Here is a 26993-nt window from a genome sequence, read left to right on the forward strand (position 1 = left end):
TTTACCTATCATGGCCACCGACGTAGTACTGCGGTTCGACGAAGTGTCGTTCGAATACGGGCACAATAAGCCGATCCTCGACGAGGTGAGCTTTTCGGTGCGCCGCGGCTCGAAGATCACCATCATGGGCCAGAACGGCGCGGGCAAGTCGACGATATTCGGCATGATATTGGCGGCAGCGGGGCAGAATGCGGGCCAGGGTCAGACTACGCCGAAAATTACGAGTGGCAACATCCACATCACCCGCGGCCTTTCGATCGCCATCGCGCGGCAGGTCATTCCGCGACCGGAATTGGCGCTTTCCGTCAGGGACTTTTTCCAAAAAGCCCTCATGGACACGAATGGCGGCAAAAAGTGTACGATATCGACCCGCGCATGGACGAAGCGCTCGATGCGGTGAACTTTCCATTGCCTGCGACGGGAAAGGACCGCGTTGTCAGCTCGTTCTCGGGCGGGCAGCAGGCGCGATTTTTGCTAGCTTCGGCCTTGGTCCAGAATCCGGATATCCTGTTGCTCGACGAGCCGACGAACAATCTGGACAAAGCGGGTATCGAGCACCTGACCGCATTCCTCAAAGCGTATCCGAAGACCGTCATCGTCATTTCGCACGAGGCGGATTTCCTCAATTCATTCACGGACGGCGTCTTGTACCTGGATGTGCATACCAAGAAAGTCGAGCAGTATCAGGGCGACTATTATGACGTGCTCAAAGACATAACTGCGCGCGTCGATCGCGAAAATCGCGCCAATGCGTTGCTCCAGAAAGAGATCCAGGCCAAGAAAGACCAGGCCAATGCATTCGCCATGAAGGGCGGCGGGCTTCGCTTGGTCGCCAAGCGCATGCGCGAGAAAGCCGAAGAGCTCGAAGAAGACATCGTCGAGGTGCGCAAGGAAGACAAGACCATCAAGCCGTTCACCATTCCTGCGCAGCCTGAATTCACGGGCGTGATCATGGAGATCAAGGGATATAAGGTATTCAAGAACCATAAGCCGGTGAAAAGGACATGCGCGGTGAAATTGAAGCGCCGCCAGCACCTGCTTTTGAAGGGTCCGAACGGCATAGGGAAGTCGACGCTACTCGAAGCTTTGGCGACGGGCAAGAATTCAGATGGCAGCGCGAACGAAGGCGCGACGATCGCATCGGGCGCGCGCGTCGGATACTATCGCCAGGATTTTTCGACCCTGAATTTCGAAGATACGGTGCACGAATCGCTGCTGTCGGCGTCGGCGACGCATATCGAACAGCATATCCGCGCGGTCGCGGCAGGATTTTTGATACATGCAGACATGATGGATACCAAGATCGGCGCATTGTCCGAAGGCCAGAAAGGCCTCGTGGCATTTGCGCGATTGGTCCTGCAGAAGCCCAGCCTCCTCATTTTGGACGAGCCTACGAACCATATTAATTTCAGGCACATTCCTGTGATCGCCAAGGCGCTGGATGAATATGAAGGTGCGATGATATTGGTGAGCCATGTGCCGGAATTTGTGTCGCAAATTCGGATCGATGAGACGTTGGATTTGGAGGGGTAGTCAGGTTGTCTCATTTTTTAATATAACGTATTATCCGTCTGTGAACTTATGGCTCCACACTGAGGAGAGGCCAAGAATAAACACTATTAAATTAATAGTGGCTAGGTTTGCTTCAGATAGAAATTTAAAATCCGTCTTTTCTGGCAATGAGAAAATCTGGCCAATAATGAAAGACGGTTTGTTTACATTTAAATACAAGATTGAGGGTATTAAATGTGAAAATGTTGAAAATATTTTTATAACCATTATTAGCGGTTCTTCAAGTTTTACAGATTATCTGGTCTTTTATTCAGAAAACCCGCCGCTTGTAACTGATTCACCTCTTTATCTCATTGAAGAGACTAAGACTGGTGATAGTGAGAGCCGTAACACGGCAGCGTATCAACGTTCTTCAAAATTTGTCTATGCCAGCTTCTTTTATCCCAAGGTTCCTAAAATCATGTTGTACAGCCTAAGGGTTGCGCAGAGAAAGGAATCGACCTCAACTTCTGTCTTCGGTACAAAACTTCTGGCGACGCTAGGTGTTGAGATTTTGGGCAGAATATTACAGAAAGACGCCTACTCAGCATTTTCAAATATTGATGAATTGATCGAGCTTAAGAATGAAATGTCCCTTCCTCATTACGGGCTTGCTGTGCGGATAAATAAGGTAGGGGATGTAATTAAAATATCTGCAAGGCTTGAAAAATCGGGCTATCTTTCTCATGATCCCAATATCGGTATGACGACAGTGATCAGTGCGTGTCTTAGAAAATTAGGTTGGAAGGGCCGCATCGTCATAACTGATCATGGCTTGGCGAGTCAAAAAAATGTAGGAGTAAGAAACAAATTTATTGCTATTGCCAATCAGCTCGGTGTTGAGCTCGAAAATCTAACCATACCCAGGGTTTCTCTTCATGGAGAATATTGGAAGGTTGAGGCAAACAAGGAGAAAATAGGAACAATTTTTACTAGTATTCTCTGCGAAGAATTTACGGACTCGGTTGCTATCTATGAAAATCATGGAGGCTGTGAAAGGGGCTATTTTATTTCTGAAAAAAATAAAGAAAATATAGAATATCTTGCTGTCCCAAAATTTTCAGATAGAGAAAAATACAAGGCGGGGGACAAAAGTTATATCATTTCTATTCCCGATCTAGTCCTCTACGATAGAAAAAGAGACATAATCATTAATGCGGAAGGCAAGGTTTTTGCAAAGCGGGAGGAGGGTTATAAGGAAATAGGTGGGTTTGACTCGTTCGAAGATAAATTTATTAAAAAGTATTATCCGGGCTCAGAAATTTCAAGGACGCTCATACTTTCAGGCAGTAAAGACGAGGCGATTGATAATCCAATTACAGGCTTACTCTTAAATCAAGACGGATTAATCGTCTTGGGGGAAAAGACACCTCTCTTGTTCAAGGAGGCTGTGGCGAATCTACTTTCTTTGTAGTAAATATAGCTGTTCTTTTATATGCTTTTTTGTCGCAGACTCCCCTTTGTTATTGCTTTTGAAACGGAGATAGTTGATTTCCTTCATTTGAACGCTTCCAAACTCACTAAGTATTTTTAGAATCTCTGCCTGAGGCATAATACCTTCAGAGTTGTAACTAAGAAGTAGGCATTTGTATTTTGCTTCACTCACTACAGTTTTTAATGCTCTGAGTGCACTATTTGGATTACAGAATTCTGACTTCTGTTCACTGTAATCTCGCATACCCGTAATCCCCTTTATCGCTGGATTGTCATATCTCGCAATTGTCTCCAGTAAATGATAATTTGGTGCATACTGTCTTTCGTTATATGGAGGATCAAGGTAGAGAACATCAACCTTTAAGTCCGATATTAAATCCATGCTATTTTTGTTATAGACACGGTAATTTCTCTTCCCGGTGTAAAGCTTTATAGGTTTTATCTCGAATCTTTTCAAAGATCTCGGGTCGTATTTTTTTAAGAAAGCGGCATATACACCAGAAATATTTGCGTAAAAGGGTACACTTTCGATCAAACATGCCAGTAGCACAAAATATTCATTTTCTGAAATTATTTTTTCTTTTCTCCATAATTCAATCTGTTGGCGTTGGGCATCAATTTTCTCCGCGTTCTTTCCAGTTAAATATTTACGTATGAATTGCTCGTTCCGCGTTCCTTCTTCAGTGTAGTTTTCATATATAAACCCTTTGATACCGCCCAAATTATTAAGATAGAACAAGACCTGTTCTAGGGAATTTGAGAATAGAGCCTCTGATGCGGTTGTTCCGATCCTGTTTAAAAGCCTCGCAAATCTAACCTCCTCATTATTTTCTATATAAGCTTTCTGTAATACGAAAGAGAAGTACATTAGATCCGATGAAAGGACAGAGTAACCCTTTTCCTTAAAGAATCTACCTACGTTTGATGTACCGGAAAAAAAGTCACAAAAGGTGCCGTCTTGGAATCCTAAATCAACGACGGTTGAGTGTATTTTCTCCAGGAGCTTTTCTTTGTTTCCGATGAATCTCATTAGTAGTTGGTGATTAATACCTCAGACACTTTTCCTCTTTTGGTTGTATTTGAGTTGAGAGAACGACTAGATTGTACCGTATAAATGTTGAAATCTTTATAGAGATCTCTTATGAACTTACAATCCGAATTCGAAAGCATTACATAAGCGCCTTTTTTATGTAATTCAGTGACGGTTTTTCTGAGTCTTATTTGATCTTCCTCGTAAAACCTTTCTTTGGTATACCTCGTAAAGTCTGAAGTCTTCGAGATCGGGTAGTAGGGAGGATCAAAAAAAACGAGGTCCTTTTTTGCTACATTTTTCGTTGCTTCCTCAAAATCAGAACATTCCAAAGAAGTCTTCTTGAGGGTTTTTGAAGCTTTTAGAATTGTCTCTGCGTCGCATATAACCTTATCTAGTGAACTACCAATAGGGACATTAAATTGCCCTTTTCCATTTACTCTGTAAATACCATTAAAACAGGTTTGGTTTAAATAAATTGCCCGGGCGGCTATTTCATAGTTTCTGAAATGGCTAAAAAGATTGTAATTTCTATCCAAATTTCTTATGTGCTCGTAGAGTTTTTCGGAGTGTCTTTCTTTTAGTTTTTTCAGGGTATCAATTACTAGTTCAGGAAAATCACGGACAGCTTTATAGGTTTCAAGTAATTCTCGGTTATTGTCATTGAGAAATGATTTTTCTGGATTAAGCTCAAAGAATATCGCGCCCCCTCCAAGGAAGGGCTCAAAATAGCGATTATATTTTTTTGGGAAGTAATTTTTGTATTGTGCAACCATGCCTCTCTTACCTCCAACCCACTGTAAGAAAGGTTTAGGACGATTTTTTTCGTGATTTTCTGCCTCTCTCTGTGAATTGTTGGTTAACGGAAATTTCTCGAGTTCCTTTTTTAAGATGGATTCTTTAAAAGAGATTAAATTCGATGGGTCACATTGTAGATAGTTACAAAGGGTATCGATGGTCGTCAGATCTATTCTTGTTGTTTTCTTGTTAGCAATTGCGTGTCCTTGCTGGTAACTAAGACCAGTATCTTTACATAATTTATAAAGAGTTTTCCCCTCCCTCTCTAAAATTTTCTTTAGGTTTATTTCTATACTCATTATGTTCTTCATTATATCAATAATGATTGATATAATGAACCAGAGTGCCTGTTGATATCCTTGTCTTCTTCTTAAGCACTCTTTATTTTCCAGAACTCAGATCTCATATATAATCTTCTCTATGCTCAAACGCACCTGGTTCCCTGGCCTCGTCGCCCTTATAATCGTCTTCTGTGTCTACTGGTTCGGAATACGCGATAGTGGCCCGTCTACGACCCTCGATCCTTACAACCAAAACCCTGCCGCGCAGAATCCAGGTATCTCCAACAGCCAAATCCAAACTCCGACCCAGCAAGAGACTCCTTCTACAAGCGATATAAAAACCATCATGGATAACATCACGACCGCGACCCTTCACACGAATAAAGGCGACATCACGATCCAGTTCAACCCGGAGACGCCGATCACCGCGGCTAATTTCGTGAAGCTCGCCAAGGCCGGCTTCTATAACGGCACGAAATTCCACCGCGTCATCAAGGGCTTCATGGACCAGGGCGGCGATCCTTTTTCCAAGGACGATTCGCTCATGGCTCGATGGGGAACGGGCGGTCCCGGCTATCAGTTCGAGGACGAGATCGGTCCTGATAACAAGAACGATGTCGGCACCATCGCCATGGCCAATGCCGGTCCTAATACCAATGGCAGCCAGTTCTTCCTGAATGCGGCGGCGAATAATTTCCTCGACGACAAGCACACCGTATTCGGCAAGGTGACCAAGGGCCTCGACATCGTTATGGCCATCAACAATGTGCAGACCGATGAAAACGACCGACCTGTGTCGCCGGTCGTGATTGAGAGCGTCGATTTGAAATAAGGCGGCGCATTTACTGATAACGCTGAAATAATGGCCGCATATTATCTCTATATGGTCTCCTGCGCCGACGGCACGCTCTATACCGGCATCACGACCGATCTGGATCGAAGGATGGCCGAGCACAATGCGGGCGGCAAAGCGGGCGCGAAGTACACGCATGCCCGCCTGCCGGTCCAATTGGCGTATTCAAAGAAATATAAAGACCGCTCGTCCGCATCCATCGCCGAAGCGGCTCTGAAGAAGCTTTCCCGCGAGGAAAAGATGGAGATGATAGCGGTGGAGGCTTTGATAGGGTAGGCGTTCGCCTGGACATAAGAGAGAAAAAAGCCCCGCGTTCGTACGAACGCGGGGCTTTGGATTTTTAAGCGCTTTCAGATCAATTCCCAGGTCTTCTTCTCGCAATCGATGGCGATGCCGTGACCGCGGTCGAATTGCTGCCTCGGGATGGTGGGCATCTTCAACACCACCGATCCGAATGAATGGGGAAGCTGTTCCGCCATTTCGAGATGAGTGATCACGACGAGGGTTTCCATGTTCTCGCGGCAGCCGTCTATCGCCGCAAGCGCATGGGACACGAAGCAATTCCTTTCGTCAGAGTAGAGCCCAGGGAATGTCTTGGTCCGGAATATGCTGCCGGTGCCGATCTGGATCCAGTAAGCGGTGCGGATCGCCCGCAGGGCTTCCGACGAGATCACGATAGTTTTTCCCGGTCTGGAATTGAACCGCTCCTTGATGAGCTTGCCTAATTCGACGGCTCGGTCATTGCCTGCTTGGGTGAGAAACTTGCCTGAATCGTCGGCGTCGCAATGCCGGAGGATGATGAGTCTTTTGAGGTCCATACAAGAGCGTTGTTTATCCTGTATTACCATTTGAGCCTTTTATTGTCCATTAGTATGGCTCTATCACTGGTTATCCACAGGCTTATCCTTGCAGGTGAACCTTAGTTCACTTATACTTATCGCATAACGTTTAGCGCCCGCGAATGGGCGAGATAACCAAAACGAATATGAGCAAATACGAATTGCGAAAGACGATCAAAAGGGAATTAAAAGACCTCAACTGGAAGATAGACATGAAGATAGTCCGCGGCCTTCCATACAGGACCGAGGCCCGCAGGCACAAATTCCTCATCATGCAGCTCAACAGGCTTTCGAAGAGCTCTACGGGCATTCTTTCGGCATTCTTCGATCGCGTAGCGGCGTAAGGCGGGGCTGATTATTGTAGAAAGAGGGTATAATTCATCCATGATCGAAACCTATAAGAAAAAGATCATAGCCTTCTACGAACGGCATAAGCGCATGCCGGGGTATAAGGAATTGATGGATATCACGGGTTTCAAATCCAAGAATGCGGTCTACAAGATGATCAACAAGCTCGTCGAGCTCGGCGTTATTACGAAGGACGGCGAGGGCAGGATCGCCCTTGTGCGATCGGGGAGCGAGATACCCATGCTCGGTCTTGTCGAAGCCGGTATCCCGACGGTGGCGGAAGAATCCGATCTCGATGTCCTGAATCTCAACACCTATCTCGTTGAGGACAGGGAGAGTTCGTACCTGCTCGAGGTCAAGGGCGACTCTATGATAGAAGAGGGTATAAGGGAAGGTGACCTCGTGGTTGCGGAGAAGCGCGGCGATGCGAAGGAAGGCGATATCGTCATCGCCGAAGTGGATGGAGGCTGGACGATGAAATACTACCGAAAGAAGGGCAGCCAGATCTATCTAGAGCCTGCCAACAAGAAATACAAGCCGATCTATCCCGAATACGATCTCAAGATCGCGGCTATCGTGAGGGGAGTGATACGCAAATACTAGTATGCAGGAATTCGAGCTTATGGCGGCGGTCGCATACGATCGACTGCCGGAATGGGTGCGCACCAGAATGAAGAACGTCGCCATAACGATCGAAGATTTCGTAGATACCGATACTGTCCGTGATATGGGCCTTGAAGACCATATGGGACTTCTCGGTCTCTATAAAGGCGTGCCGCAGACCGAACGGACGATTGCCGCAGGATTCGAGATGCCTGATACGATCGTCCTCTACCGCATGCCGATACTGGAAGAGGCTTCGGATTCTGGAAAACCGATCGAAGATGTCTTATTCGAGACTCTTTGGCACGAGATCGCGCATCATTTTGGCCTCACCGAAGAGGACGTCGAGAAAAGGGAAAGCGAAGAGTTCGGCGAGCCTGTATAATCTGCCTATGGAAAATACAACTCATACGAAAACGATCTGGGCATGGCTTATTATCGCGATCCTTGTGGTCCTCGCATATGTTTCTTTTCATATGATTAAGAGAGGCGGTGATATCGATGTCCCGCCGGGCTTCGTCGGTCCTAAAAACGACATCGTGAATGACGTCGTATTCGCGTGCACGGCAGGAAAAAGCATCCATGCCGTATTTCATACGACTAATACGGTCGACCTCGTCCTTTCTGACGGCCGCGCTCTCTCTATTCCGCAGGTCATATCTGCATCCGGCGCTCGCTATGCCGACGCCGACGAATCATTCGTCTTCTGGAACAAGGGCAACACAGCGTTCATACAAGAAAAAGGAGCGACGACGTTCGCAGGCTGCGCTATCAAATAGCTGCTAGGCCTTTTTAGCAGCATCTGTTCCCGCGACCCATCCCGTAGACCAGCAGAGCTGGAGGCTGTATCCGCCCGAAGGCCTTTCGATATCTAGAACGTCTCCGACCAGATACAGATTCGGCACGATGCGCGATTTCATAGTCTTGAAATCGACTTCTTCGAGCTTTACGCCGCCCGATGCGACGATGGCTTTCTCTTTGCCGAGGAATCCGATGGGCGTCATGCGCATGTCTTTCAGGATCTTTACGAGGCGAAGGCGCTCTTCGCGCGTAACGATATTGATCTCTTTTTCAGGGTCGAGCTGCGCCAATTCGATGACGGCCGAAGACATCGCCGGCGTGACGAGGTCTTTGATCGCATTCTTTACCTTCTTATTGGAATTAGCCGTAAACGATTCCTGCGCTTTTTTATCCAAAGCTGCATTGTCGAAATCGGGCATTATGTCGAGCGAAAGCTCTACTTTGTCGCCGGGCTGGGCGTACTGGAGCGATTCGCGGACGTCCTTCGAGAAATTGATAGCCAGAGGGCCGCTGATGCCGAAATGGGCGAATACCATGCGGCCGACGAGCGATTTTCCCCGCGATTCTTTGCCGTTCTCTTTTACATTTTCCGCGCCTTGGCCAGCAGCCCGTTTTTCGATGATCGTCAGTTTCGCGTGCTGATTGGAAACGCCCGATAGCTCGCGCACCCATTTTTCGCCGATCTTTATGGGAACGAGGGCGGCATCAGGCTCGACGATGGTATGGCCCGCTTTGCGGAGCCATTCGAATCCCTCGCCCGTTGAACCGGTTTCAGGATGCGATGTGCCGCCAGTCGCGATGATGTATGAATCAGCGACGATGGTTTCGATCACTTTCGCGCCGCTTTTACTTTCGCCGCGCATCACGTTCACGCCCACGATCTTGCCGTCCTGGATGTGAAGCCCTTTGGCCGAGACGCCTGACGCGACTTCGACCTTAGTATCCTTCATATATTTGACGAGCACGTCCCACACCGATTTTGCGCTGTTGGATAGAGGGAAGACGCGACCTTCGTTTTCGACTTTGGTCGGCATATTGCGGCCGTTGAAAAAAGCGAGCGACTCGGCGACCGCATGCTGCGCGAAGGTCGAGAACAGGAATTTGCCCTTGCCCTTGAGCTTGCCGAGGAACGCGCGGATATCAGGCGTATCGTTCGTGACGTTGCATCGCCCGCCGCCGGTGATGAGGAGCTTCTTGCCGAGACCCTCGTTCTTTTCGATCAGAACGACCGATGCGCCCGATTCAGCCGCGCGCCCGGCCGCCATCATGCCCGCCGGGCCTCCGCCGATGACGCAGACGTCATATCTTTCCTTAAAAGCGCCTTTCTTCATAACGAGAACAGGCTACCATGGAATCTCGTAGTATCATATGTACATCCGATAATTTCACTTTTATGGCTTCATCAGAAAAACACATAGAGGCAAAGACGATACTCGTATTCGCGGTCATCGCTCTGGCGGCGGTCGCTCTGGCTTGGTTCATATTCGCTCCGAAATCCGAGGATTATGAGACGACGGGCAATGGTTCGACTACTTCTCCGGTAACGGCGAACGGCACGTTCTATTCGAATCAGGATATGGCATTCAGCGTCACGGTGCCTGTCGGATTCACCGTAGACGAATCGTATATAAACCAGAATCTCGGTCCTGGCCGGGAGATTCCGGGCATCGCATTCAAAATCCCGGCGTCCGTCGCGGCAGGCACGAATCTGTCTGCCGATTCAAAGGTCTCCGTCGAAGAGCTTTCCGACGTGGACTGCATGCCTGCCGATTTTCTTTACCAACCGCGATCGTCGGCTCCCGTCGCTATCGGGTCTAATCGGTTCATTGTGGCAACTTCAGCCGATGCGGGCGCCGGGAATATATATGAAGAGACCGTCTATGTGACCGAACGCGGCAGCCGCTGCTATGCGGTCCGCTATTTCATCCATTACGGCAATATCGGCAATTATCCCGCGGGCGCGGTGAAAGAATTCGATCGTGCCGCGCTCGTACGATCGTTCGATGCGATCACTGCAAGCCTTAGGCTCATATAGCATGGCCGCGCTCGCTGAAAAGAAGAAGGGATCGTCTCTTGTATACGCAGGGGCGGCGCTTCTTATCGTCGTCGGCGCGTATGCGTATCATATGTATCCCTCGTCTTCGACCGCGCTCACCGACAAGACGGCGAAAAGCTATACTTCCGCCCAATTCGGCATTTCATTCCTATACCCGCATGGATATACGATCAAGGAAGATAATGTAGGTCCGTCGGCGCCTCTGCATCACGTCATAACGTTCGTTCCGGAAGGATTGTCGGCCGTGCCTCAAAACAGCGAAGCGCCCGCAGGCATCGCGTTCGAAATCCGCGAGAACGAGCCTGTCGAGATGAGCGCCGAGACATTCATACGGACGGATCCGGCATCGAATTGGAATATAGCGACGAGCGGTATCGTGCCCAAGACCTATGGATCCGTATCAGGCATGGAATATTCATGGTCCGGTCTGTATGAAGGCAGGTCTTTCGTCGTTGCTCGCCGCGGTTTCATCTATGTCTTCTCCGTGACAAGATTCGAACCGACCGATGCGGCGCTTTCCGATTTTGATCGGATCCTTTCGACGCTCGAATTAGCTGAATAGATCGGCGGTGAAAGGCGCTCTGGTATAATAGGCGCATGAAGATCAACCGGTCTCCCTGGATTCACCAGCTCGACAAGACCCGTGCGGTGGAAAAGCTCCGTGCTGACATCGAAACCGATATCGCCATCGTGGGCGCGGGTATCGCGGGCATAGCGACCGCGTTCTTTGTCCTGAAACATACGGACAAGAAAGTCGCCATCATAGAAAAGAGCCGCATCGCGCACGGCGCTACGGGACATAATGCGGGGCAGATCGTGAGCTATTTCGAAAGGCCGTTTACCGAGCTTTGCGAAGAGTTCGGGCTCGATCTGGCAGCGGAAGGCCAGCGATCGATAGAGCTTGCCTGGGAGCTTTTTGACGAAATGTATACCGAAGCGGGGCTCCGCATCCCGTTCTCGCGCTTCATCGGATATGACGGCCTTTCGACATACGACCAGGTCCTGGGGCATCTAAAGAACGCTGTCCTGCGCGCGAAGACGGGCTTGCCGATACAGGAGATGTGGCTCTCCGATCGGACAGCGTTTGCCGCCAATATCCCGAAAGAATATGCGGGCTTCTATAAATTAGTCCCGCAAGAGGATATCCAGACGGCGCTCGAGACCGAAAAGAGAGGCTTCGTGGCGGTGACGCTCCATCATAAGGGCGTGGTCAATTCGGCGCTTTTTTCCGAACATGTCGCGGCGTATATAAAGCAGAAATACCGCGACCGGGTCATCATATATGAAGAGACTCCTATATTGAAGGTCGTCTTGCATGACAAGGATGCTGTGCTCGATGCGGGCACGCATATGGTGACAGCCGATCACGTCGTCCTGTGCACGAACGGCTTCGAGAACCTGACTATCCAGAACAAGGCCGGCATGGCTATCGATACCAAGTTCCATCACCTGGTGAACGGCGTCGTGGGGCGTATGTCCGGCTATCTGGAGAAGATGAACAAGCCGCCGATGGCCGCGAGCTATTACGTTCCCCCTGAAGGCGGCTTCGCTAACATGGACGACCCGTATTTCTATATCACTCGCCGCGAATATGAATATGAAAAGGGCGCGGACCATAACCTGGTCTGCCTCGGCGGCCCCCAGCACGATATCCCTGACCGCGAAGAGTATCTATATGAATTCGACTATCCTGAAGAAGTCCAGGTCGAAGTAGACAAGTTCGTTCGCGACCTCTACGCCGTCGAGCCGAACCGCAAGATCGAATACCAGTTCACCTGGCACGGTCTCATGGGATATACGCCGAACCGCGTCCGATTGATTGGCGCAGAGCCGAAGAACCAAGTCCTGTTATATAACCTCGGCTGTAATGGCGTCGGCATATTGCCGTCTATATACGGAGGCAAGCGTATCGCCCGCATCCTTTCCGGCGACAAGGTCGAGAAGTCCATATTCGATCCGAAGGAGCCGTAGGCGGATACAGAGGGCGGGGAAGAGGAAAGAAAAAGCGGCGCGCATGCACATGCGCGCCGCAGTCGCTTTCAAACGGCAACAGGTTCCTGGTTAAGGACGTCGTAGCTCACTTCCTCTAGATTTCCTGCGGGAATCCTGAAGGGAATGGGCTTGTCGGTGTCCCGGAACGGAAAGACCACGAGATCGGCGCCGTTCTCCCGTCTGATGAAGAGAAGGATGGTGCCGACTTCGAGGTACTTGTCGTTGACCTTGGTCTTGTCCGACCATTTGATCTGCATGGGGACCAGCTCGATGAAGTGTCCCTCGTCGCTCGGGACAAGATGTCCGTCGCGGGGAGGGATGCGCCTCTTCGCCGTGATCCGTTCCGGCTTGCCGTCCGGGTGCTCGAGAAATCCGGTGATCTGCCCGCTCATGCCGGCGATCGTCGCGAATTGCCCGATCCTGAAAGGCCCGATGCCTTTTACGATCAGCGCTTTTCTTTTCACTCGATTCCTTACGTTTGAGGGTTTAGATGCAAAGAACAAATCGGAGAAGTCATTCTCGCCTTTAAAAGCAGGGAGGTCAACTGTGGAAAAGTCTTTGATACAGGGCTGTAATAGGACACTATATTGACATAAGTAAATTAATATATTGTAAAGTTTTCCTACTCCCGCGATCATGCGGAGGACGGCTAAGCGCTGTTTCGGTCCAGATGTCTTTTATATTTCCAGGACGACAGACTAGGAACGGCTTTCATAAAGGACATCGAATAGGGTATCGGAGCTCAGTTTGTCTTTTATGTGTCCTTTATAGCCAGCGCCGCTTGCGATCCGGCCCCACATTGAGCCATTTCTTTGACATAGAGGCGTATTTGCCTAAGGTGGAGATAAGTCGCCCACGATGCAAATCCTTCTGAAGCTTAGGAAATCTCACGTTAAAGCGCTTTCCGCAGCGCTCATTTCTGCTGTCCTGGCGCAGCCTTTCATGGTGCTCATGCCGACCCAGGCGTATGCCGACAGCGCATCGGCGGGGCAGGTATACACATTCAGCAATCCCGGCACGACCAGTTGGAATATTCCGGTCAACGCTACCCAGATCCGCATCAAGGCGTGGGGCGGCGGCGGAGGCGGCGGTAACGGCGCGAAGACGGGCAACCACAATATCTCGGGCTTCGGCGGCGGCGCGGGAGCGTATGCCTCGGCCGATTATTCCGTTTCAGCTCCGAACGACTCGCTTACGATCACGGTCGGCGCGGGTGGCACGGCATATCAGACCGGATCTATAGCCCTCGGCGGCTCGAATAGCGAGATCCGAACGTCGGGCGGCACCATCATCGCAGGCGCGGGCGGCGGCGGCGCGGGCGTCTCTGGCGTAGACGGCGGAACCCAGGGATCCGGCAGCGACGGCCAGTCGGGCCAAGGAACCGGCGGCGGGCTTCCGGGTACGACAAATAACGGCGCGGGTGGCCATGGCGGCACTGCATATGCAGGCGATGTATTCCTTAACGGCGGCGACGGAGGCCCTTATGCTTTCGATGGCGATAACCCCTACGCGTCTGACGGCGGGTCTTCTCCGTTCGGCGGCGCGGGCGGTTCGCGAGGACGCTGCGGACGCGACGGCGCATGCCCAGGCAGCCAGCCTGGAAGCTCATTGGCCCAGGACGGCGCATTTCCTGGCGGCGGCGGAGGCGGTTCCGATGTCGGCACCGGCGGCTATGGCGCGAACGGCCAGGTCACGATCGAGATCCTCTCGACGTCCGGTCCCGCAGACCAGGCTCCTATCGGTTTCCTCGATTCCGTATCGTGTTCGAGCATAAACGGCTGGACTCTCGATCCTGATACGCCGGCGATCTCGAATACCTATCACATCTATATGGACGGCCCTGCTGGTTCAGGAACGGTCATCGCCGGTCCTACGGCAAGCGACCCTCGCGGCGATGTGAACAATGCTACCGGCTATGCGGGCGATCATGGATTCAGCTACCCAACTCCTGATGTTTTGAAGGACGGTGGAACTCATCAGATCTACGTCTACGGCATTAATACGGATACTATCGATCTGAATCATACGAATACGCTTCTTAACAACAGCCCTATGACGCTTTCGGGCTGTACTCTGCCTAGTAATCCCGGCGGCGGCAATACCAATAACGGCCTCTCCGTCTCGATCAGCGCGACGCCTTCGAGCGTGACGATCCCGAACGGCGGATCGGCTCCGGTCTCTATAACCTCGACCGCTGCCTATACCTCGAATACCATCACTCATCATGGCCTTGAGGTTCGTTTCAACGGCGGCGCATGGCAGAACGCGGGCGCATGGCCGATTCCTGTCGCGAACAGCGCGCAGGTCTCTGACGCGTCGTTCACCACGCTCGACCTGACCCAGGCGGGATCGTATGATTTCCGCGCATATGCTTCTGCCGACGGCGGGGCGAATTACGTATATTCCTCTATCCAAACCGTATCGGCTACGACGGGCAACGGAGGCGGCGGTAATAATAGCCAGGGCGTAAGCGTCGACCTTTCCGTCGCTTCCTCGACCGTTTCGATCCCGAACGGCGGCTCCGTCCAGCTTTCTATGGTCTCGGCCGCGACGGTCACCGGCGGTACGGCTCTTACTCAGCATGGACTCGAAATGCGCCTCAACGGCGGCGCATGGATGAATGCGGGAGCATGGAACGGACTGGTCGCGAATGCGCCGCAAGCGACCGATGCGTCATTCTCGGCTCTCAATATCAATCAGCCTGGCGCCTATGAATTCCGCGCATATGCATCGATCGACGGGACGAATTACGTCTATTCTTCGATCCAGCCTGTTTTAGCGGCCGGAGGTCCTGGTCCCGGCACGCCTCTTTCCGTATCCGTTTCCGTAAATCCGTCGTCTGTTTCCATTCCGAACGGCGGTTCCGTCGCGGTTTCCGTCACCTCGACCGCAAGCTATGGCGGCAGCTCTATCACGCATCACGGGCTCGAGATAAGCTATAACGGCGGCGCATGGATGAATGCGGGAGCATGGCCGAATCCTGTTCCGAACGTTGCCCGAACCTCGGACGCTTCTTTTGTCGCCCTTAATTTGAGCCAGGTGGGCACCTATGATATCCGCGCCTATACGTCCACTGACGGCGGCGTTACCTATGTGTATTCTGCTCCGCAGACCGTAACGGCGACCGTCGGCGGCGGAGGTGGCAATAACGGCACGACGACGCTTTCGGTCACGATGACGGCGACCCCGACCGCGGTCATCATCCCTCCTTCGGGCGGCGGTGCCACCATTTCTATAACCTCGACGGCTAACGTCCCGTCAGGTGCTACCCTGACCCAGCATGGTTTGGAGATGAGCGTGAACGGCGGCGCATGGCAGAACGCGGGCGCATGGAATAATCCTCTTCCGAACACGGCCCGCATTACCGATGCGACGTTCCCTATGCTCACGCTCACGATCCCGGCCGTGTACACTTTCCGTGCATATGCTTCGACTGACAATGGCGCTACCTATGTCTATTCGCCGGTCCAGACGGTTTCCGCGGAACCTCTTTCCGTAGACATCTCCGTCAATCCGACATCTATCACGTTCACGTCGGCAGGACAGATTATTCCTGTTTCGATCACGTCGACCGCGACGTATACCGGCACGAACGGCGCTCTTTCGCACCACGGCCTCGAGATGCGCCTCAACGGCGGCGCATGGCAGAACGCGGGCGCATGGAACCCCGCGTTGCCGAACGTTCAGCGCTCGACCGACGCGTCGTTCACCGCGCTCGACCTGACCCAGGCGGGATCGTATGATTTCCGCGCATATGCTTCTGCCGACAACGGCGCTACCTATGTATACTCTCCGACCCAGACCGTGACGGCGACTTCGACTGTCAATAACGGCGGTAACAACGGCGGCGGCAATACGGGCGGCGGGGGAGGCTCGTCTGGCGGCGGCTCGGTAGGTACCGGCGGCGGTACCGGTCCTAATGGCGCGTGTATCGGCAACTGCCCTCCTACCTCTAATGTAAGGATGGTCTCTTCAGGCGGCGGCGTTATCCCGGGCGATATCTGGATCCTCATCGATTCGGTAAAGGCAGCTCCTGCGTCAGGTCCGACCGCTCCCGAGCTCGTCTGCCCGTCGGTCAATCTCATAACCAAGTTCCTCAAGGCGGGGACGCAGAACGATCCTAACGAGGTCCGAAAGCTCCAGTATTTCCTCAATACCTATGAAAATGCCGGCCTTAACGTAGACGGCGTATTCGACGCGGCGACGGAAGCCGCGGTAAAGGCGTTCCAGAACAAATATGCCGATGAGGTATTGGCTCCGTGGGGCGCTAATACGGCGGCTACGGGCATCGTATATATAACGACGGCGCGCAAGATCAATCTCGTATTCTGCGCCGATCATCCGAATTATGACGGCAGCGACGTAAAGGACATCATTGATAATAATGTCCTTAATAATCCGACGCCTGACAATTCAGGCGAATTCCAGGGCGTCATAGGCCAGGCTACGACCTCGCCTAACATAGCGGGCGTATTTGGCGCCTTTACAGGCCGTCTTATGGATATCCTGCGCAGCCTTCATCTCTATCCGCTGCTGGTACTCCTTCTCCTTCTTCTTGGAATGGCCTTTATTTTGCAAGGGACCTTTATAAAGGACATCAACTCCTTGAAAGCCTTGGCTGCCTTCATGCGCGGCATAGCCATCCTTGCCGTAGGCTCTGTCCTTAATGTCCTTAATACATTGTCCTTTATGCTCAATCCTGCATGGCTTGCGCAGAAGACGGGGCTTACGCTCGCATGGGTGCTGGCGCTCGACGTAGCGAATGCTCTCGCCGTAGTCGCGGTCTGTATCGCTATCCTCCTCGCTCTCTATAGCAGAATCGTGGAGCTCGAAAAGAACGCTTCGGATATTCCGATCAATAAATAGTCAGATATCGGCTCGCGGTCGCAAGGGTCGGACTTTGATATAATTCGCATATGAGCAAATACACATCGTGGATCATTATCGGCATAGCGGTAGTTCTCATCATTGGCGGCATAGTTTGGTACGGCGATCAGCCAGGTCAGTACGATCAGTTCGCGACCTGCATAAAAGACAGCGGCGCGACGTTCTTCGGCGCGTTCTGGTGCCCTCATTGCCAGGAGCAGAAGTCGCTTTTCGGCAAATCGTGGAAGAAGCTCCCGTACGTCGAATGCTCGACGCCTGACGGCCAGGGGCAGACCGAGATCTGCAAGACCAATAACATAGAGAGCTATCCGACCTGGCAGTGGAAGTCGGGTGACCGAAAGACGGGCGTGCTTACGTTCGATGAGCTCTCGCAATTCACCGGCTGTCCGGCCATAAAGGGATAAATAGCATGCTTGCAACCATCGTAAATCCGATCTGGGGAGCTCTATCCGTCGTCGCACTCATACTCTCTGCGCTCCTTCTCGCCGCACGCTTTTCTCCGGCGCTCCGACAAAGCTCGTTCGGCCGATTCTTCGCGGATAAAGGGCTCTTGGTCGCATTCGTCGTGTCGCTCCTCGCCACGGCAGGAAGCCTCATATATTCAGACGTGATCGGCTATGAGCCGTGCAAGCTCTGCTGGTTCCAGCGCATATTCATGTATCCGCAGGTCATCCTTATGGGCATAGCGCTCTGGAAAAAGCATGACTGGATGAAGACATACGGCCTCGCGCTCTCGTGCATAGGAGCGGCGATCGCCCTCTATCACATATCGGGGCAGTACGGCCTCGCGCCTCTGCCGTGCGCCGCCGTCGGGCAGTCGGTATCGTGCGCAAAGGAATTCGTCCGCACGTTCGGATTCATAACCATTCCGGCCATGTCCTTCTCAGCATTCTCCCTTATCGCGACGACGCTCTGGCTTTCCATACCATGGTCCACTCCATCGCGTACATAACGGCTCTGGTACTCCTCGCTCCGGCGATCCTAATGGCATTCGTGCCGATGCTTCCGGCGCTTACCTATATGTTTGTGGTGGCGCTCGCATTCGGCGTCATTGACCGATTCACGGCGCTTTCCGGCATGGATGTGCTGATACTCCTGTGCATCAGCCTGACATCGATCGTTATCGACCATACGTCAGGCCTTTTGGGCGCTAAATACGGCGGCGCGCATACGAAATCGCTCCTCTGGGGAATGCTTGGCGCGTTCGCAGGGCTCTTTATCTTTCCCGCATTCGGGAGCTTTATCGGACTCTTTTGCGGCGTATTGATCGCAGAGCTCTATTTCCGCCGAAAGCATGAAGATAGGGGAGGAAAGGCTCTCAAAGCCGCGGGAAGCGCCCTGTTGGGCACGGCGGTCGGCGTCGCCGTGAACGTGGCGCTTTCGATCGTCTTCCTTATCCTTTTTACCGTTTTCGCCCTCAATTAAATGTCTAACGGAACGAAAATAGCCATAGCGGCGCTCATAATCCTTCTCGGAATCTATGCATTCTTTGCACTCGATATTCCTTACAGGTCTTCTGACGAAGCGTCTTCGACTCCGATTACAGGCGGGACGAATTCGGCTGCCCAAAGCGACCTGCCATTCCTGACGTCGCCGGCTTCGGGCGCGGCTATATCGTCTCCGGTCCATATGACGGGCGAAGCCCGCGGCAATTGGTACTTCGAAGCATCGTTCCCGATCGAAATCGTTTCGGCGAACGGCACGGTCCTCGGCACCGGGCATTCCAATGCGACGAGCGACTGGATGACGGCCAATTTCGTTCCGTTCACCGCCGATATCTCGTTCAACGCAGGCTCGTCATCGGCCGGATTCATCAGGATCAAGAACGACAATCCGTCGGGCGATCCCGCTCGCGACAAGCATTTCGATATCCCCGTTATGTTCGCCACATCGTCGAAGGTCAGATAATATAAAGATATGTCATCGCTTATCCACGCCGATATCTTCTTTTTCATCTCGACGATCGCGCTCGTGCTCATATCTATCGGCATATGCATCACGCTCGTCTATGTCATCGCTATCCTCAAAAACGTCCGGGAAATGACCGATAAGGGCAAGGAAGAATGGGACGAGATCGTTTCGGACTCAAAAAAGCTCCGCTTGGCGCTCCGCGACGAAGGCATGAAATGGAAACATGTCGTAGACCTCGTGCGTACCTTCTTTGTGAGGGACTCCGAAAAGCGATCCGTCAAAGCGGTCAAACACAAGGCGGTCAATAAATAACTATATATATGGCAGATCATAAAAATGGCGCCACAGGCGCTATCATCGCGGGCATTGCGGGACTGACGGCTGCGGCGGTCGGGGCATATTATCTGTACGGCCACGAAGACGCCGCTAAAAACCGGGCCAAGGTCAAAAGCTGGATGCTCAAAGCCAAAGGCGAAGTCCTCGACGAGCTCGAGAGCGTTCGAGATGTCACTGAATCGGCATATATGAGCGCCGTTGACGTCGTGGCGCAGAAATATCGCGAGCTCAAGAATATAGATCAGGACGAATTGGCCGCTTTCATAACCGAGATGAAGGGCCATTGGCAGGGTATTCGAAAGACCTTTGAATCGCACGCTTCGCCTTTGTCCGCAAAGAAAAGCGCCAAGGCCGTTGCAAAGCCGTCCGGCAGGAAAGCTCCCCGAACTCCGAGGAAGAAATAGCGGCGTGCTATCATATTCTCATGAAGACATCGTGGGGAGGCGTCGCTGATTGGTATGACAAGGTAGTGAACGACGAGGACTCATACCAGTCCCAGGTCGTCTTGCCATACATTTTGCGCCTCATAACCCCAAAGAGGGGCGACAATATATTGGATCTTGCCTGCGGGCAGGGATTTTTTTCGCATGCGCTTGCCGCTGAAGGCGCTCGGGTGACGGGCGTAGATATCGCCCCGGAGCTCATCGATATCGCGCGAACCCACGCGATGCATAATCAGGAGTTTTTCGTGTCTTCCGCGGACGATCTGCGCGCGTTCAGAGATAAAAGCTTCGATGCCGCGCTGTGCATCCTGGCCATTCAGAACATAGAGAGCATGGGCAAGGCGTTCAAAGAGGTCGCGCGCGTTTTGAAGACGGGAGGGAAGTTCGTCCTGGTCTTGAATCACCCGGCATTTCGCATACCGAATAAGAGCTCATGGGGTTTCGATGAAAAGACGAATAGCCAGTACCGCCGCGTCGATGAATACGTATCCGAAAGCCGTTCCGCCATAGACATGCATCCAGGGCAGGACGCAGAGGGTAAAAAAGAGCTTACCTATTCATTCCACAGGCCGATCCAGGGATATTCGAAGGCGCTCGCCAATGCGGGCTTTGTCATAGCGAGGATAGAAGAGTGGATGTCGCATAAAGAGAGCGAAAAAGGGCCGCGAAAACAGGCAGAAGATAAGGCGCGCAAGGAGTTTCCAATGTTCATGTGCATTGAATGTGTGAAAAGTTATTAAAAAATCTTCATTTTTTCTTCAGGTCGGCTTGCTATACTGAAGCCATATAAAAAAGCCATGAATACATATTCGATCCCTAATCTCGACAGGATGATGACCCTCGATACGGCGCCGGGCGAGCGCCAGTATGTGTACAAGCTCCGCGACCTTCCGGAAGCCGACAAACCGCGCGAGAAACTGCTCGCGCATGGCCCTAACAGCCTTTCGATCGTCGAATTGGTGGCGATCATCCTGAATACCGGCACGGTCAAAGAAGACGTGCTTTCCATGGCGTCTCGCATCATCCGTGAATATGGCGAAAAAAGCTTTGCGTCCCTCGACGATGCCAAAAGACTCTCCGTTGATCTCGATATTCCTTTGGTAAAGGCTTGCCAGGTCGTCGCATCGTCTGAATTGGGCCGTCGATTCTATAAAAAGCCGGGTGGCAGGAATATTGCCATCAGGAATGCCAAAGACGTTTCGAATTATGTCCGCGATATGCATGAATTGCCGAAGGAGTATCTCCGCGGCATATACCTCAATAACCATCACCGCATCGTGCATGACGAAGTCCTTTCGATGGGCACTCTCGATGCGAACATCATTCATCCGCGCGAGGTTTTCAAGCCCGCATTCGAATACGGCGCTTCTGCGGTCATTCTCGTTCACAACCATCCATCGGGCGTCACGACGCCTTCCGGCTCCGATATAGAGATAACTCGTCAGCTCGTCGAAGCCGGAAAGATCATGGGCATAGCGCTCGTCGACCATGTGATCGTAAGCAAGGGCAAATACACGAGCGTGCCTGCTATCTATCAGGAATAAAATCGGCGGCTCGATGTACTATTCATCTCTCAAACCCGTATACCTGACCCTTCGAGACCTGCCTGAAGGGGTCGAACAGCCTATACAGACGAGCTATCTCAATATGCTCATGGGCATGTTCCTCCGTATCCTCGTCAAAATCTATTCTCCCGATGACCTCGTCGAAGAAGACAGGGCGAAGCTCCGCAAATACCTCGAACGCATATTCGAAGCGAAGGATGCCCTTATGGGCAAAGACACAGGCAACGGCCGCGACTACTAGCGCTGTCGCGATAATTAGACGATCCTCGTATCTTTTAGGGCATACGTATAGCGCAGGCCATAGAGCATAAAGAGGCCAAGGAATACGAATAAGCCTTTTATATCGAAACCAAAGAAAAGGATCGTCGCAATAACGGGGCTCACGATATAGGCGAGAGGGCGCACCATACGCGCAAAGCTGATGATATTCGTATTCGAGGCATTTACGTGCTTGAAGAAATAGATATCTATCATCACTTCGGCCGATGCGGCGCCGACGCGGGTCAGGAATAATATTGCCGCCCAGATCACCGCATTATGGTCGGTCACGAATCCGATCGCCCCCGTCGCGAGGCCCATCAGAATGAAGCTCGCCGTTAGCACCTTCTTCTCGCCATGCCTGTCGGCGAATCGTCCCAAAGGACCGCCTACCAGTACGAACGGGATCAGCATAAACGTGAATATGAGGCCGATCTGCGACCAGTCGAAGCCGACCGTCTCGTGAAGGTATATCGGCGTGTAAATGATCATCCAGGCATAGAAGAATTGGAGCAGGAAGCTCAAAAAGAGGATGCTTTTGACGTCGCGGTCTGCCCATACCTGAATGAAGCCCTTCCAGAACGGCAGGCGGCTGTATGCGGGGTCTTTGACGTCGCGCAGGCCGAAGAATACGAGGAATATCGCCGGTATCAGGGTTATGCCCGCAACGGCGTACATATTGCCGTATATGTTGTCTTTGAGTATCGCTGATGTGATAAGGGGCGCTATGAGCCACGCCGCGTTCGTTATGGCGAAGAACGCGCCGCGTATCTTGCCGGTCCTCGCATCGCTCGAGAATCCTTCCAAGAAGACGTCGATGGTGAAGTTCGTGAGCGCGACGGCGACGAAGTTCAATATGAACGACGAGACGATGACGATGACCGACTGGCCCGTCGCAAGGCCCGCAAGCGACAGCATAGAGAGAAAAAGCAGACCGAGGGTCGTCTTGAAATTGCCGAAGCGGCGCAGGGCGTCGGACATCTCGACGAATGCCATGATGGCGATGATAGAGCTCGCGGTGTATATGATGCCGACGAGCCCGTCGCCCGTGAATTTGGCGAGGAACGACGAATTCACGTACGTCGGAATGGCATAGCTCAAGTTGAATACGAATCCGATGACGTACATCACGAACCGCTTTCCGACGAGCCTTTTCTCTTCTGGCATGAAGCCAATTATATCGTGAGAAGGACCGGAATGACCACCGGGCGCTTCGCGGTCTCCTGGAAGAGGTGCCTCGAGACCGTATCGGTGACGTTAGCCTTGATCATTTCGACGTTGAGGGGATTCATGCCGCGGGCGGTATCTTCGATGGTGTTCTTGATGATGTCGCGGGTGTCGCGGAGGAGGTCCTGGGATTCGCGAAGGTATACGAAGCCGCGGGAGATGATATCCGGAGACTTGCGAAGGCGACCCGTCTGGGCGTCTATGACGGCGAAGACGATGAACATGCCGTCCTGAGCGAGCGACTGGCGGTCGCGGAGGACCACTTCCTGCGCGTCGCCCACGGCGAAGCCGTCGACAAGCACCAAGTTCGCAGGAGCCTTCTCCTTGAGGACGCGGATCTTCCTGCCTTCCTCGTAGATCTCGATGACCGAGCCGTTGTCGGGCACGACGACGTTCTCGCGCGGAGTGCCGAGGGACATGGAGAGCTCTGCGTGCTGGCGGAGGAAATAGTGGTAGCCGTGAAGGGGCACGAAGAAGCGGTACTTGATCTGCTCGTGTATCCATTTCAATTCGTCGCGGTTGCCGTGGCCCGATGCGTGGATATCCGAGTCGAGATAGGTGATGACGCGCGCCTCGGTGCGGTAGAGATTGTCCTTCAATTTGATGACGGCGTTGTAGTTCGTCGGGATGATAGACGAAGAGAGGAGGATGGTATCGGTCTTGCGGAGCTGGACGTGCTTGTGCTGCTTCGTCGCCATGCGCATGAGGGCGGCGAATTCCTCGCCCTGGGCGCCGGTCACGAGCATTACGATCCTGTCAGGCGGGTATTTCTCGATGTCTTCGACGGGAATGATGTTCTTGATCTCCGCGAGCTTGAGGTGTTTGATGATGTCGACGTTGGTCTTCATCGAGCGTCCCTCGACGACGACTTTCTTGTTGTATTTCTCCGCGGCCTTGATGATGGCGATGATGCGCTCTACCTGGGACGCGAAGGTGCCGATGATGAGACGACCTGACGTAGTCTGGATGAACTTGTCTATATTCTCGATGACGACGGATTCAGAGAGCGAGAAGCCGGGCTTTTCGATCGACGTCGAGTCCATGGTCAACAGGAGGACGTTGCGGTCCTTGAACTGGCGGTACTGCTCGATCTCTTCTTCGGTGGGGACGCCCTTGATGTTGTCCACGCGCACGTCTTCGATGAAGACGATGTCGCCGTACGGCGTATCTATGATGAGCCCCATCGAGTCAGGGATAGTGTGGGAGATAGGGAAGGTCTTCACCTTGATCTTGCCGCAGGTGATGGTCTCGTTGCCGCTGATGACTTTGATGTCGAGCGGTTCGAGGTGAGGAAACTCCTCCTGGCGCTTCTGGATCATGATGGCGCCGAACTGGCGGGTATAGAGAGGCGGGTACCCGATGCGGTCAACTACATATGGGATGCCGCCGATATGGTCCAGATGGCCGTGGGTGATGAAAAGGGCGCGGATGCGGTCTTTGCGCTCTTCGAGGTATTTCGTGTTCGGAAGGATGTAGTCGATGCCCGGCGTCGCCTCCTCTTTGAATTGAAAGCCGGCGTCGATGACGATGATGTCTTCGCCGATCTCGATAGCGGTCATGTTCTTGCCGATCTCTTCCACGCCGCCGAGCGGGATGATGCGGATATTGCCCGGAGCGATAGGCGGGATAGGGGCCAGAGGAGCGCGATTCTCGCTCCTTTCTTCGCCGATCTCGATAGCCGGGGTGCCCGCGCCGCCGTGAGCGCGGCTCGAGCCGCTCATGCCTCCGCGGGATCCGCCGAATCGGCGGGGACCCTTGCTCCGCATCATGCGCTTCATGCGCCCGCCGAGGCCTCCTCCCATGCCGCCGCGAGGCCCGCGAAAGCTCCTGCCTCCGCGATTGCCCCGCCTCGGTCCCCGTCCTTCGCCTGCATGATGAGGCGCTCCCGTCGTCCGTTCTGCCGTCTGTGGTTTGTTCTGATCTTCCATTTAATTGTTATTAAGTATCGAATCCTTGTCCTTCACGAATATGTCCCAGACCCGTTCGGTATCCACGTACCAGCGCTCTACTCCGAGGAAGCGATCCGACGACGTCGTGATCTCTCCCAGCTCTACTCCATGGAGCTTTGCCGGAACGGCATAGAGGAAATCGGGGCTCCAGAGGAATACCGCCGGGGTGTCGTTGGCGATCTCGGATTTGACCGTCGCGTACGAAGCCGCCGCAGCTGACGACGACGTGGCCGCCTGCATCTTTTCCAGAGCCTTGTCCACTTTCTGGTTGGTATAAAGGGCGATATTAAGGCCCGGATCGTTCCTCTGGGACGAATGCCAGAACGGATAGAGGTCCGAGTTCTTGCCCGTTACGAGGCCGAAGAGGAGCGCGTCGTATTTGCGCGGCCTGATGACGCTCTGGTTCAGGTCAGACGGCTCGTATACCTGCACGTCCATGCGAGCGCCGAATGCCGTCCAGGTCTCCTCTAATCTCTTCGCCGCGAGGACGAGCTCCGGGACGTTCGCGGTAGAAAGGGTAAAGGCGAGGGTGGTCGTCGCCGCGCCTTTGGTCTTTGCCTTGTATTCGTATATGCCGGTATCGGGATTCTTCTTCCATCCTGCCTTCGCGAGGATCGCCGCGGCATTCGCCGCCGTGGTCGAGGCAGCCGCCGCGCCCGCGGCGTTCTTTTCGGTCGTGGTCGGAGGGAGCGGGCCGTCTACTGCCGTGCCGTATCCCGAGAGAACGCTCGCGATAAGCGAGTCTTTGTCGACGGCGGCGTTCAAGGCCTGACGGACTTCCTTTCGCGCCAGGATCTCGTTCTGGTTCTGGTCAAAGAAGACGCCGAAGACGCGGGTCAGAGGCGCGGTCAAAAGCGCCGCTCCGCCGATATTCGCCGCCGATGCCGGCGAAAGATTCGACGCGCTTTCTACTTCGCGGGCGACGAGGGCGTCGTCGAGCGCCTGCTCGGTCGCGAACGCTTTTATCGAAAGGCTTGTTATGTAGGGCTCGCCGAGAGCGTAGTCCGGATTGGCTTTGAGCACGAATTCGGTCGGAATGCCGTCGGACGACTTCAAGACCGAGGCGATGACGTACGGACCCGATCCGACCGCGGTGGTGTTAAGCGACGAGAACGGCATCTGGTCCACGGTCAGGCTCTTCCAGAGGTGCGACGGCAGGATGCCGAGCGTCAGATTGTTTATGAAAGGCGCGTACGCCTGCTTGAGCCTGAAGGTCACTTCCTTCGGTCCCGTCTTTTCGACGGTGACGCCTTGCCAGTTCACGTAGCGCGGGCTCTTCAGGGTCGAATCCTGGGCTTTCTGGACGGTATAGACGACGTCGTCGGCGGAAACGGCCGTTCCGTCGCTCCAGACGGCTTTGTCCCGGATCGTAAGGGTATAAGTAAGGCCGTCAGGCGAAATGGTGTACGACTGGGCGAGGTCAGGGACGATAGAGCCGTCCGGCTCTGCCTTGAGGAGGCCCGAATAGACGAGCTGGGTCAGGTCGCGGTCCGCGTCGGATACGGCAAGGAGGGGATTCACGAATCGCGGCGTGCCGACGATGCCTTCGACGAGCGATCCGCCGCGGCGGGGCACGTCGACCGAAAAGCTATCGCTCACTTTTCCGAGCAAAGACAGAACGCCCCAGGCGAATGCCACGAAGCAGACGAGGAAGAGGACTTTCTCGGTTATGGAAAAAGACGAAGCGACGGAATCTATCTTTTCGAGGCTCTTGTTCTTGCGGTCGCGCGACAATGATTCGAGAAGCGCGCGGAAGAAAGGTTGTTTCTGTTCCATATGAGAGCCCGCCCGAAGGCAAAGCTGTGTTGGTTACGTAAGGTAAGAGAGTTTC

General features: G+C 53.0%; 30 protein-coding genes. 22 read left to right on the forward strand and 8 right to left on the reverse strand.

What is annotated here, in order from left to right:
- Positions 1 to 10 precede the first annotated feature (10 nt).
- Genes VHE10_02975 through VHE10_02985 form a run of 3 tightly spaced genes read left to right on the forward strand, consistent with a single transcriptional unit; the run spans position 11 to position 2965 of the window.
- Positions 11 to 400, forward strand: coding sequence for an ATP-binding cassette domain-containing protein (locus tag VHE10_02975; GenBank protein ID HVU06722.1), 390 nt, complete (start codon positions 11 to 13; stop codon positions 398 to 400).
- Positions 376 to 1533 (forward strand): ATP-binding cassette domain-containing protein, encoded by a 1158-nt coding sequence (locus VHE10_02980; GenBank protein HVU06723.1) that lies wholly within the window; start codon positions 376 to 378, stop codon positions 1531 to 1533. The genes VHE10_02975 and VHE10_02980 overlap by 25 nt, the downstream gene beginning before the upstream one ends.
- Before the next feature lie 40 nt (positions 1534 to 1573).
- Entirely contained in the window at positions 1574 to 2965 is a 1392-nt protein-coding gene (locus tag VHE10_02985; GenBank protein ID HVU06724.1) for a hypothetical protein, read from the forward strand.
- Here the strand turns inward: VHE10_02985 and VHE10_02990 are convergent.
- Both VHE10_02990 and VHE10_02995 read right to left on the reverse strand, forming a co-directional pair.
- A complete protein-coding gene (locus VHE10_02990; GenBank protein ID HVU06725.1) occupies positions 2951 to 4015 on the reverse strand; it encodes a DNA adenine methylase in 1065 nt (354 codons plus the stop codon). The genes VHE10_02985 and VHE10_02990 overlap by 15 nt on opposite strands.
- The gene (locus VHE10_02995; protein HVU06726.1) at positions 4015 to 5112 is read right to left on the reverse strand and encodes a Dam family site-specific DNA-(adenine-N6)-methyltransferase; all 1098 of its coding nucleotides are present in this window, start codon (positions 5110 to 5112) and stop codon (positions 4015 to 4017) included. The genes VHE10_02990 and VHE10_02995 overlap by 1 nt, the downstream gene beginning before the upstream one ends.
- A 121-nt stretch (positions 5113 to 5233) precedes the next feature.
- On the opposite strand from VHE10_02995, the gene VHE10_03000 reads away from it, so the two are divergent.
- Positions 5234 to 5926 carry a peptidylprolyl isomerase gene (locus VHE10_03000; protein HVU06727.1) on the forward strand — a complete coding sequence of 231 codons (693 nt, stop codon included), beginning with the start codon at positions 5234 to 5236 and terminating at the stop codon, positions 5924 to 5926.
- Between the two features lie 51 nt (positions 5927 to 5977).
- Positions 5978 to 6223, forward strand: a complete 246-nt coding sequence (locus tag VHE10_03005) for a GIY-YIG nuclease family protein (protein HVU06728.1) — start codon at positions 5978 to 5980, stop codon at positions 6221 to 6223.
- Between the two features lie 74 nt (positions 6224 to 6297).
- On the opposite strand, the gene VHE10_03010 is transcribed toward VHE10_03005, so the two are convergent.
- On the reverse strand, positions 6298 to 6765 hold the full coding sequence (locus tag VHE10_03010) for a histidine phosphatase family protein (protein ID HVU06729.1): 468 nt from the start codon (positions 6763 to 6765) through the stop codon (positions 6298 to 6300).
- A gap of 167 nt (positions 6766 to 6932) precedes the next feature.
- Here VHE10_03010 and VHE10_03015 point away from each other — a divergent pair, with 167 nt between their 5' ends.
- From VHE10_03015 to VHE10_03030, 4 genes are read left to right on the forward strand one after another with little or no spacing between them, the layout of a single operon-like run.
- Positions 6933 to 7130 carry a hypothetical protein gene (locus tag VHE10_03015; protein HVU06730.1) on the forward strand — a complete coding sequence of 66 codons (198 nt, stop codon included), beginning with the start codon at positions 6933 to 6935 and terminating at the stop codon, positions 7128 to 7130.
- A 40-nt stretch (positions 7131 to 7170) separates the two neighbouring features.
- Complete coding sequence (gene lexA / locus VHE10_03020; GenBank protein ID HVU06731.1) at positions 7171 to 7737, forward strand: transcriptional repressor LexA; 567 nt, start codon at positions 7171 to 7173, stop codon at positions 7735 to 7737.
- A gap of 1 nt (position 7738) precedes the next feature.
- Entirely contained in the window at positions 7739 to 8122 is a 384-nt protein-coding gene (locus VHE10_03025) for a metallopeptidase family protein (GenBank protein HVU06732.1), read from the forward strand.
- Between the two features lie 7 nt (positions 8123 to 8129).
- The gene (locus VHE10_03030; GenBank protein ID HVU06733.1) at positions 8130 to 8516 is read left to right on the forward strand and encodes an MliC family protein; all 387 of its coding nucleotides are present in this window, start codon (positions 8130 to 8132) and stop codon (positions 8514 to 8516) included.
- A 3-nt stretch (positions 8517 to 8519) separates the two neighbouring features.
- Here VHE10_03030 and VHE10_03035 read toward each other — a convergent pair whose 3' ends face one another.
- The gene (locus VHE10_03035; GenBank protein ID HVU06734.1) at positions 8520 to 9869 is read right to left on the reverse strand and encodes an aminoacetone oxidase family FAD-binding enzyme; all 1350 of its coding nucleotides are present in this window, start codon (positions 9867 to 9869) and stop codon (positions 8520 to 8522) included.
- 62 nt (positions 9870 to 9931) lie between these two features.
- Between VHE10_03035 and VHE10_03040 the strand changes: the two genes are divergently transcribed.
- From VHE10_03040 to VHE10_03050, 3 genes are read left to right on the forward strand one after another with little or no spacing between them, the layout of a single operon-like run.
- Positions 9932 to 10573, forward strand: a complete 642-nt coding sequence (locus tag VHE10_03040) for a hypothetical protein (protein ID HVU06735.1) — start codon at positions 9932 to 9934, stop codon at positions 10571 to 10573.
- Between the two features lies 1 nt (position 10574).
- The gene (locus tag VHE10_03045) at positions 10575 to 11156 is read left to right on the forward strand and encodes a hypothetical protein (GenBank protein ID HVU06736.1); all 582 of its coding nucleotides are present in this window, start codon (positions 10575 to 10577) and stop codon (positions 11154 to 11156) included.
- A gap of 35 nt (positions 11157 to 11191) precedes the next feature.
- The gene (locus tag VHE10_03050) at positions 11192 to 12565 is read left to right on the forward strand and encodes an FAD-binding oxidoreductase (protein HVU06737.1); all 1374 of its coding nucleotides are present in this window, start codon (positions 11192 to 11194) and stop codon (positions 12563 to 12565) included.
- A 68-nt stretch (positions 12566 to 12633) separates the two neighbouring features.
- On the opposite strand, the gene VHE10_03055 is transcribed toward VHE10_03050, so the two are convergent.
- Positions 12634 to 13050 carry a hypothetical protein gene (locus tag VHE10_03055; protein ID HVU06738.1) on the reverse strand — a complete coding sequence of 139 codons (417 nt, stop codon included), beginning with the start codon at positions 13048 to 13050 and terminating at the stop codon, positions 12634 to 12636.
- 394 nt (positions 13051 to 13444) lie between these two features.
- Here VHE10_03055 and VHE10_03060 point away from each other — a divergent pair, with 394 nt between their 5' ends.
- From VHE10_03060 to VHE10_03105, 10 genes are read left to right on the forward strand one after another with little or no spacing between them, the layout of a single operon-like run.
- Positions 13445 to 17452: a peptidoglycan-binding domain-containing protein gene (locus tag VHE10_03060; protein HVU06739.1), complete on the forward strand. Its 4008-nt coding sequence runs from the start codon at positions 13445 to 13447 to the stop codon at positions 17450 to 17452.
- A gap of 50 nt (positions 17453 to 17502) precedes the next feature.
- Positions 17503 to 17877 (forward strand): thioredoxin family protein, encoded by a 375-nt coding sequence (locus tag VHE10_03065; protein HVU06740.1) that lies wholly within the window; start codon positions 17503 to 17505, stop codon positions 17875 to 17877.
- Between the two features lie 5 nt (positions 17878 to 17882).
- Positions 17883 to 18425 carry a disulfide bond formation protein B gene (locus VHE10_03070; protein HVU06741.1) on the forward strand — a complete coding sequence of 181 codons (543 nt, stop codon included), beginning with the start codon at positions 17883 to 17885 and terminating at the stop codon, positions 18423 to 18425.
- Complete coding sequence (locus tag VHE10_03075; protein HVU06742.1) at positions 18401 to 18898, forward strand: DUF456 domain-containing protein; 498 nt, start codon at positions 18401 to 18403, stop codon at positions 18896 to 18898. Before VHE10_03070 ends, VHE10_03075 begins: the two co-directional genes overlap by 25 nt.
- Positions 18899 to 19381, forward strand: coding sequence for a Gmad2 immunoglobulin-like domain-containing protein (locus VHE10_03080; GenBank protein HVU06743.1), 483 nt, complete (start codon positions 18899 to 18901; stop codon positions 19379 to 19381). It begins immediately after the preceding gene.
- A gap of 9 nt (positions 19382 to 19390) precedes the next feature.
- Complete coding sequence (locus VHE10_03085) at positions 19391 to 19696, forward strand: hypothetical protein (protein ID HVU06744.1); 306 nt, start codon at positions 19391 to 19393, stop codon at positions 19694 to 19696.
- 8 nt (positions 19697 to 19704) lie between these two features.
- On the forward strand, positions 19705 to 20124 hold the full coding sequence (locus VHE10_03090; GenBank protein HVU06745.1) for a hypothetical protein: 420 nt from the start codon (positions 19705 to 19707) through the stop codon (positions 20122 to 20124).
- Between the two features lie 20 nt (positions 20125 to 20144).
- The gene (locus VHE10_03095) at positions 20145 to 20903 is read left to right on the forward strand and encodes a class I SAM-dependent methyltransferase (protein ID HVU06746.1); all 759 of its coding nucleotides are present in this window, start codon (positions 20145 to 20147) and stop codon (positions 20901 to 20903) included.
- 57 nt (positions 20904 to 20960) lie between these two features.
- Complete coding sequence (gene radC, locus VHE10_03100) at positions 20961 to 21707, forward strand: DNA repair protein RadC (GenBank protein ID HVU06747.1); 747 nt, start codon at positions 20961 to 20963, stop codon at positions 21705 to 21707.
- A gap of 13 nt (positions 21708 to 21720) precedes the next feature.
- Entirely contained in the window at positions 21721 to 21969 is a 249-nt protein-coding gene (locus VHE10_03105) for a hypothetical protein (GenBank protein HVU06748.1), read from the forward strand.
- A 14-nt stretch (positions 21970 to 21983) separates the two neighbouring features.
- On the opposite strand, the gene VHE10_03110 is transcribed toward VHE10_03105, so the two are convergent.
- From VHE10_03110 to VHE10_03120, 3 genes are read right to left on the reverse strand one after another with little or no spacing between them, the layout of a single operon-like run.
- Positions 21984 to 23153: an MFS transporter gene (locus VHE10_03110; protein HVU06749.1), complete on the reverse strand. Its 1170-nt coding sequence runs from the start codon at positions 23151 to 23153 to the stop codon at positions 21984 to 21986.
- Positions 23154 to 23161: 8 nt separating this feature from the next.
- On the reverse strand, positions 23162 to 25141 hold the full coding sequence (locus VHE10_03115; GenBank protein ID HVU06750.1) for a ribonuclease J: 1980 nt from the start codon (positions 25139 to 25141) through the stop codon (positions 23162 to 23164).
- Entirely contained in the window at positions 25142 to 26938 is a 1797-nt protein-coding gene (locus VHE10_03120) for an ABC transporter substrate-binding protein (protein HVU06751.1), read from the reverse strand.
- Positions 26939 to 26993: the final 55 nt, after the last annotated feature.

Source organism: Candidatus Paceibacterota bacterium (assembly GCA_035546035.1).
In the GTDB taxonomy this organism is placed as follows: Bacteria; Patescibacteriota; Minisyncoccia; order Phycocordibacterales; family UBA6065; genus UBA6065.

What these genes read in the sequence shown, in the direction of transcription:
- VHE10_02975 (HVU06722.1), top strand. Translation starts at nt 11, where the DNA reads ATGGCCACCGACGTAGTACTGCGGTTCGACGAAGTGTCGTTCGAATAC.
- VHE10_02980 (HVU06723.1), top strand. Translation starts at nt 376, where the DNA reads ATGGACGAAGCGCTCGATGCGGTGAACTTTCCATTGCCTGCGACGGGA.
- VHE10_02990 (HVU06725.1), bottom strand. Translation starts at nt 4,015, where the DNA reads ATGAGATTCATCGGAAACAAAGAAAAGCTCCTGGAGAAAATACACTCA.
- VHE10_02995 (HVU06726.1), bottom strand. Translation starts at nt 5,112, where the DNA reads ATGAGTATAGAAATAAACCTAAAGAAAATTTTAGAGAGGGAGGGGAAA.
- VHE10_03000 (HVU06727.1), top strand. Translation starts at nt 5,234, where the DNA reads ATGCTCAAACGCACCTGGTTCCCTGGCCTCGTCGCCCTTATAATCGTC.
- VHE10_03005 (HVU06728.1), top strand. Translation starts at nt 5,978, where the DNA reads ATGGTCTCCTGCGCCGACGGCACGCTCTATACCGGCATCACGACCGAT.
- VHE10_03010 (HVU06729.1), bottom strand. Translation starts at nt 6,765, where the DNA reads ATGGACCTCAAAAGACTCATCATCCTCCGGCATTGCGACGCCGACGAT.
- VHE10_03015 (HVU06730.1), top strand. Translation starts at nt 6,933, where the DNA reads ATGAGCAAATACGAATTGCGAAAGACGATCAAAAGGGAATTAAAAGAC.
- lexA (HVU06731.1), top strand. Translation starts at nt 7,171, where the DNA reads ATGATCGAAACCTATAAGAAAAAGATCATAGCCTTCTACGAACGGCAT.
- VHE10_03025 (HVU06732.1), top strand. Translation starts at nt 7,739, where the DNA reads ATGCAGGAATTCGAGCTTATGGCGGCGGTCGCATACGATCGACTGCCG.
- VHE10_03030 (HVU06733.1), top strand. Translation starts at nt 8,130, where the DNA reads ATGGAAAATACAACTCATACGAAAACGATCTGGGCATGGCTTATTATC.
- VHE10_03035 (HVU06734.1), bottom strand. Translation starts at nt 9,869, where the DNA reads ATGAAGAAAGGCGCTTTTAAGGAAAGATATGACGTCTGCGTCATCGGC.
- VHE10_03040 (HVU06735.1), top strand. Translation starts at nt 9,932, where the DNA reads ATGGCTTCATCAGAAAAACACATAGAGGCAAAGACGATACTCGTATTC.
- VHE10_03045 (HVU06736.1), top strand. Translation starts at nt 10,575, where the DNA reads ATGGCCGCGCTCGCTGAAAAGAAGAAGGGATCGTCTCTTGTATACGCA.
- VHE10_03050 (HVU06737.1), top strand. Translation starts at nt 11,192, where the DNA reads ATGAAGATCAACCGGTCTCCCTGGATTCACCAGCTCGACAAGACCCGT.
- VHE10_03060 (HVU06739.1), top strand. Translation starts at nt 13,445, where the DNA reads ATGCAAATCCTTCTGAAGCTTAGGAAATCTCACGTTAAAGCGCTTTCC.
- VHE10_03065 (HVU06740.1), top strand. Translation starts at nt 17,503, where the DNA reads ATGAGCAAATACACATCGTGGATCATTATCGGCATAGCGGTAGTTCTC.
- VHE10_03070 (HVU06741.1), top strand. Translation starts at nt 17,883, where the DNA reads ATGCTTGCAACCATCGTAAATCCGATCTGGGGAGCTCTATCCGTCGTC.
- VHE10_03075 (HVU06742.1), top strand. Translation starts at nt 18,401, where the DNA reads ATGGTCCACTCCATCGCGTACATAACGGCTCTGGTACTCCTCGCTCCG.
- VHE10_03080 (HVU06743.1), top strand. Translation starts at nt 18,899, where the DNA reads ATGTCTAACGGAACGAAAATAGCCATAGCGGCGCTCATAATCCTTCTC.
- VHE10_03085 (HVU06744.1), top strand. Translation starts at nt 19,391, where the DNA reads ATGTCATCGCTTATCCACGCCGATATCTTCTTTTTCATCTCGACGATC.
- VHE10_03090 (HVU06745.1), top strand. Translation starts at nt 19,705, where the DNA reads ATGGCAGATCATAAAAATGGCGCCACAGGCGCTATCATCGCGGGCATT.
- VHE10_03095 (HVU06746.1), top strand. Translation starts at nt 20,145, where the DNA reads ATGAAGACATCGTGGGGAGGCGTCGCTGATTGGTATGACAAGGTAGTG.
- radC (HVU06747.1), top strand. Translation starts at nt 20,961, where the DNA reads ATGAATACATATTCGATCCCTAATCTCGACAGGATGATGACCCTCGAT.
- VHE10_03105 (HVU06748.1), top strand. Translation starts at nt 21,721, where the DNA reads ATGTACTATTCATCTCTCAAACCCGTATACCTGACCCTTCGAGACCTG.
- VHE10_03110 (HVU06749.1), bottom strand. Translation starts at nt 23,153, where the DNA reads ATGCCAGAAGAGAAAAGGCTCGTCGGAAAGCGGTTCGTGATGTACGTC.
- VHE10_03115 (HVU06750.1), bottom strand. Translation starts at nt 25,141, where the DNA reads ATGGAAGATCAGAACAAACCACAGACGGCAGAACGGACGACGGGAGCG.
- VHE10_03120 (HVU06751.1), bottom strand. Translation starts at nt 26,938, where the DNA reads ATGGAACAGAAACAACCTTTCTTCCGCGCGCTTCTCGAATCATTGTCG.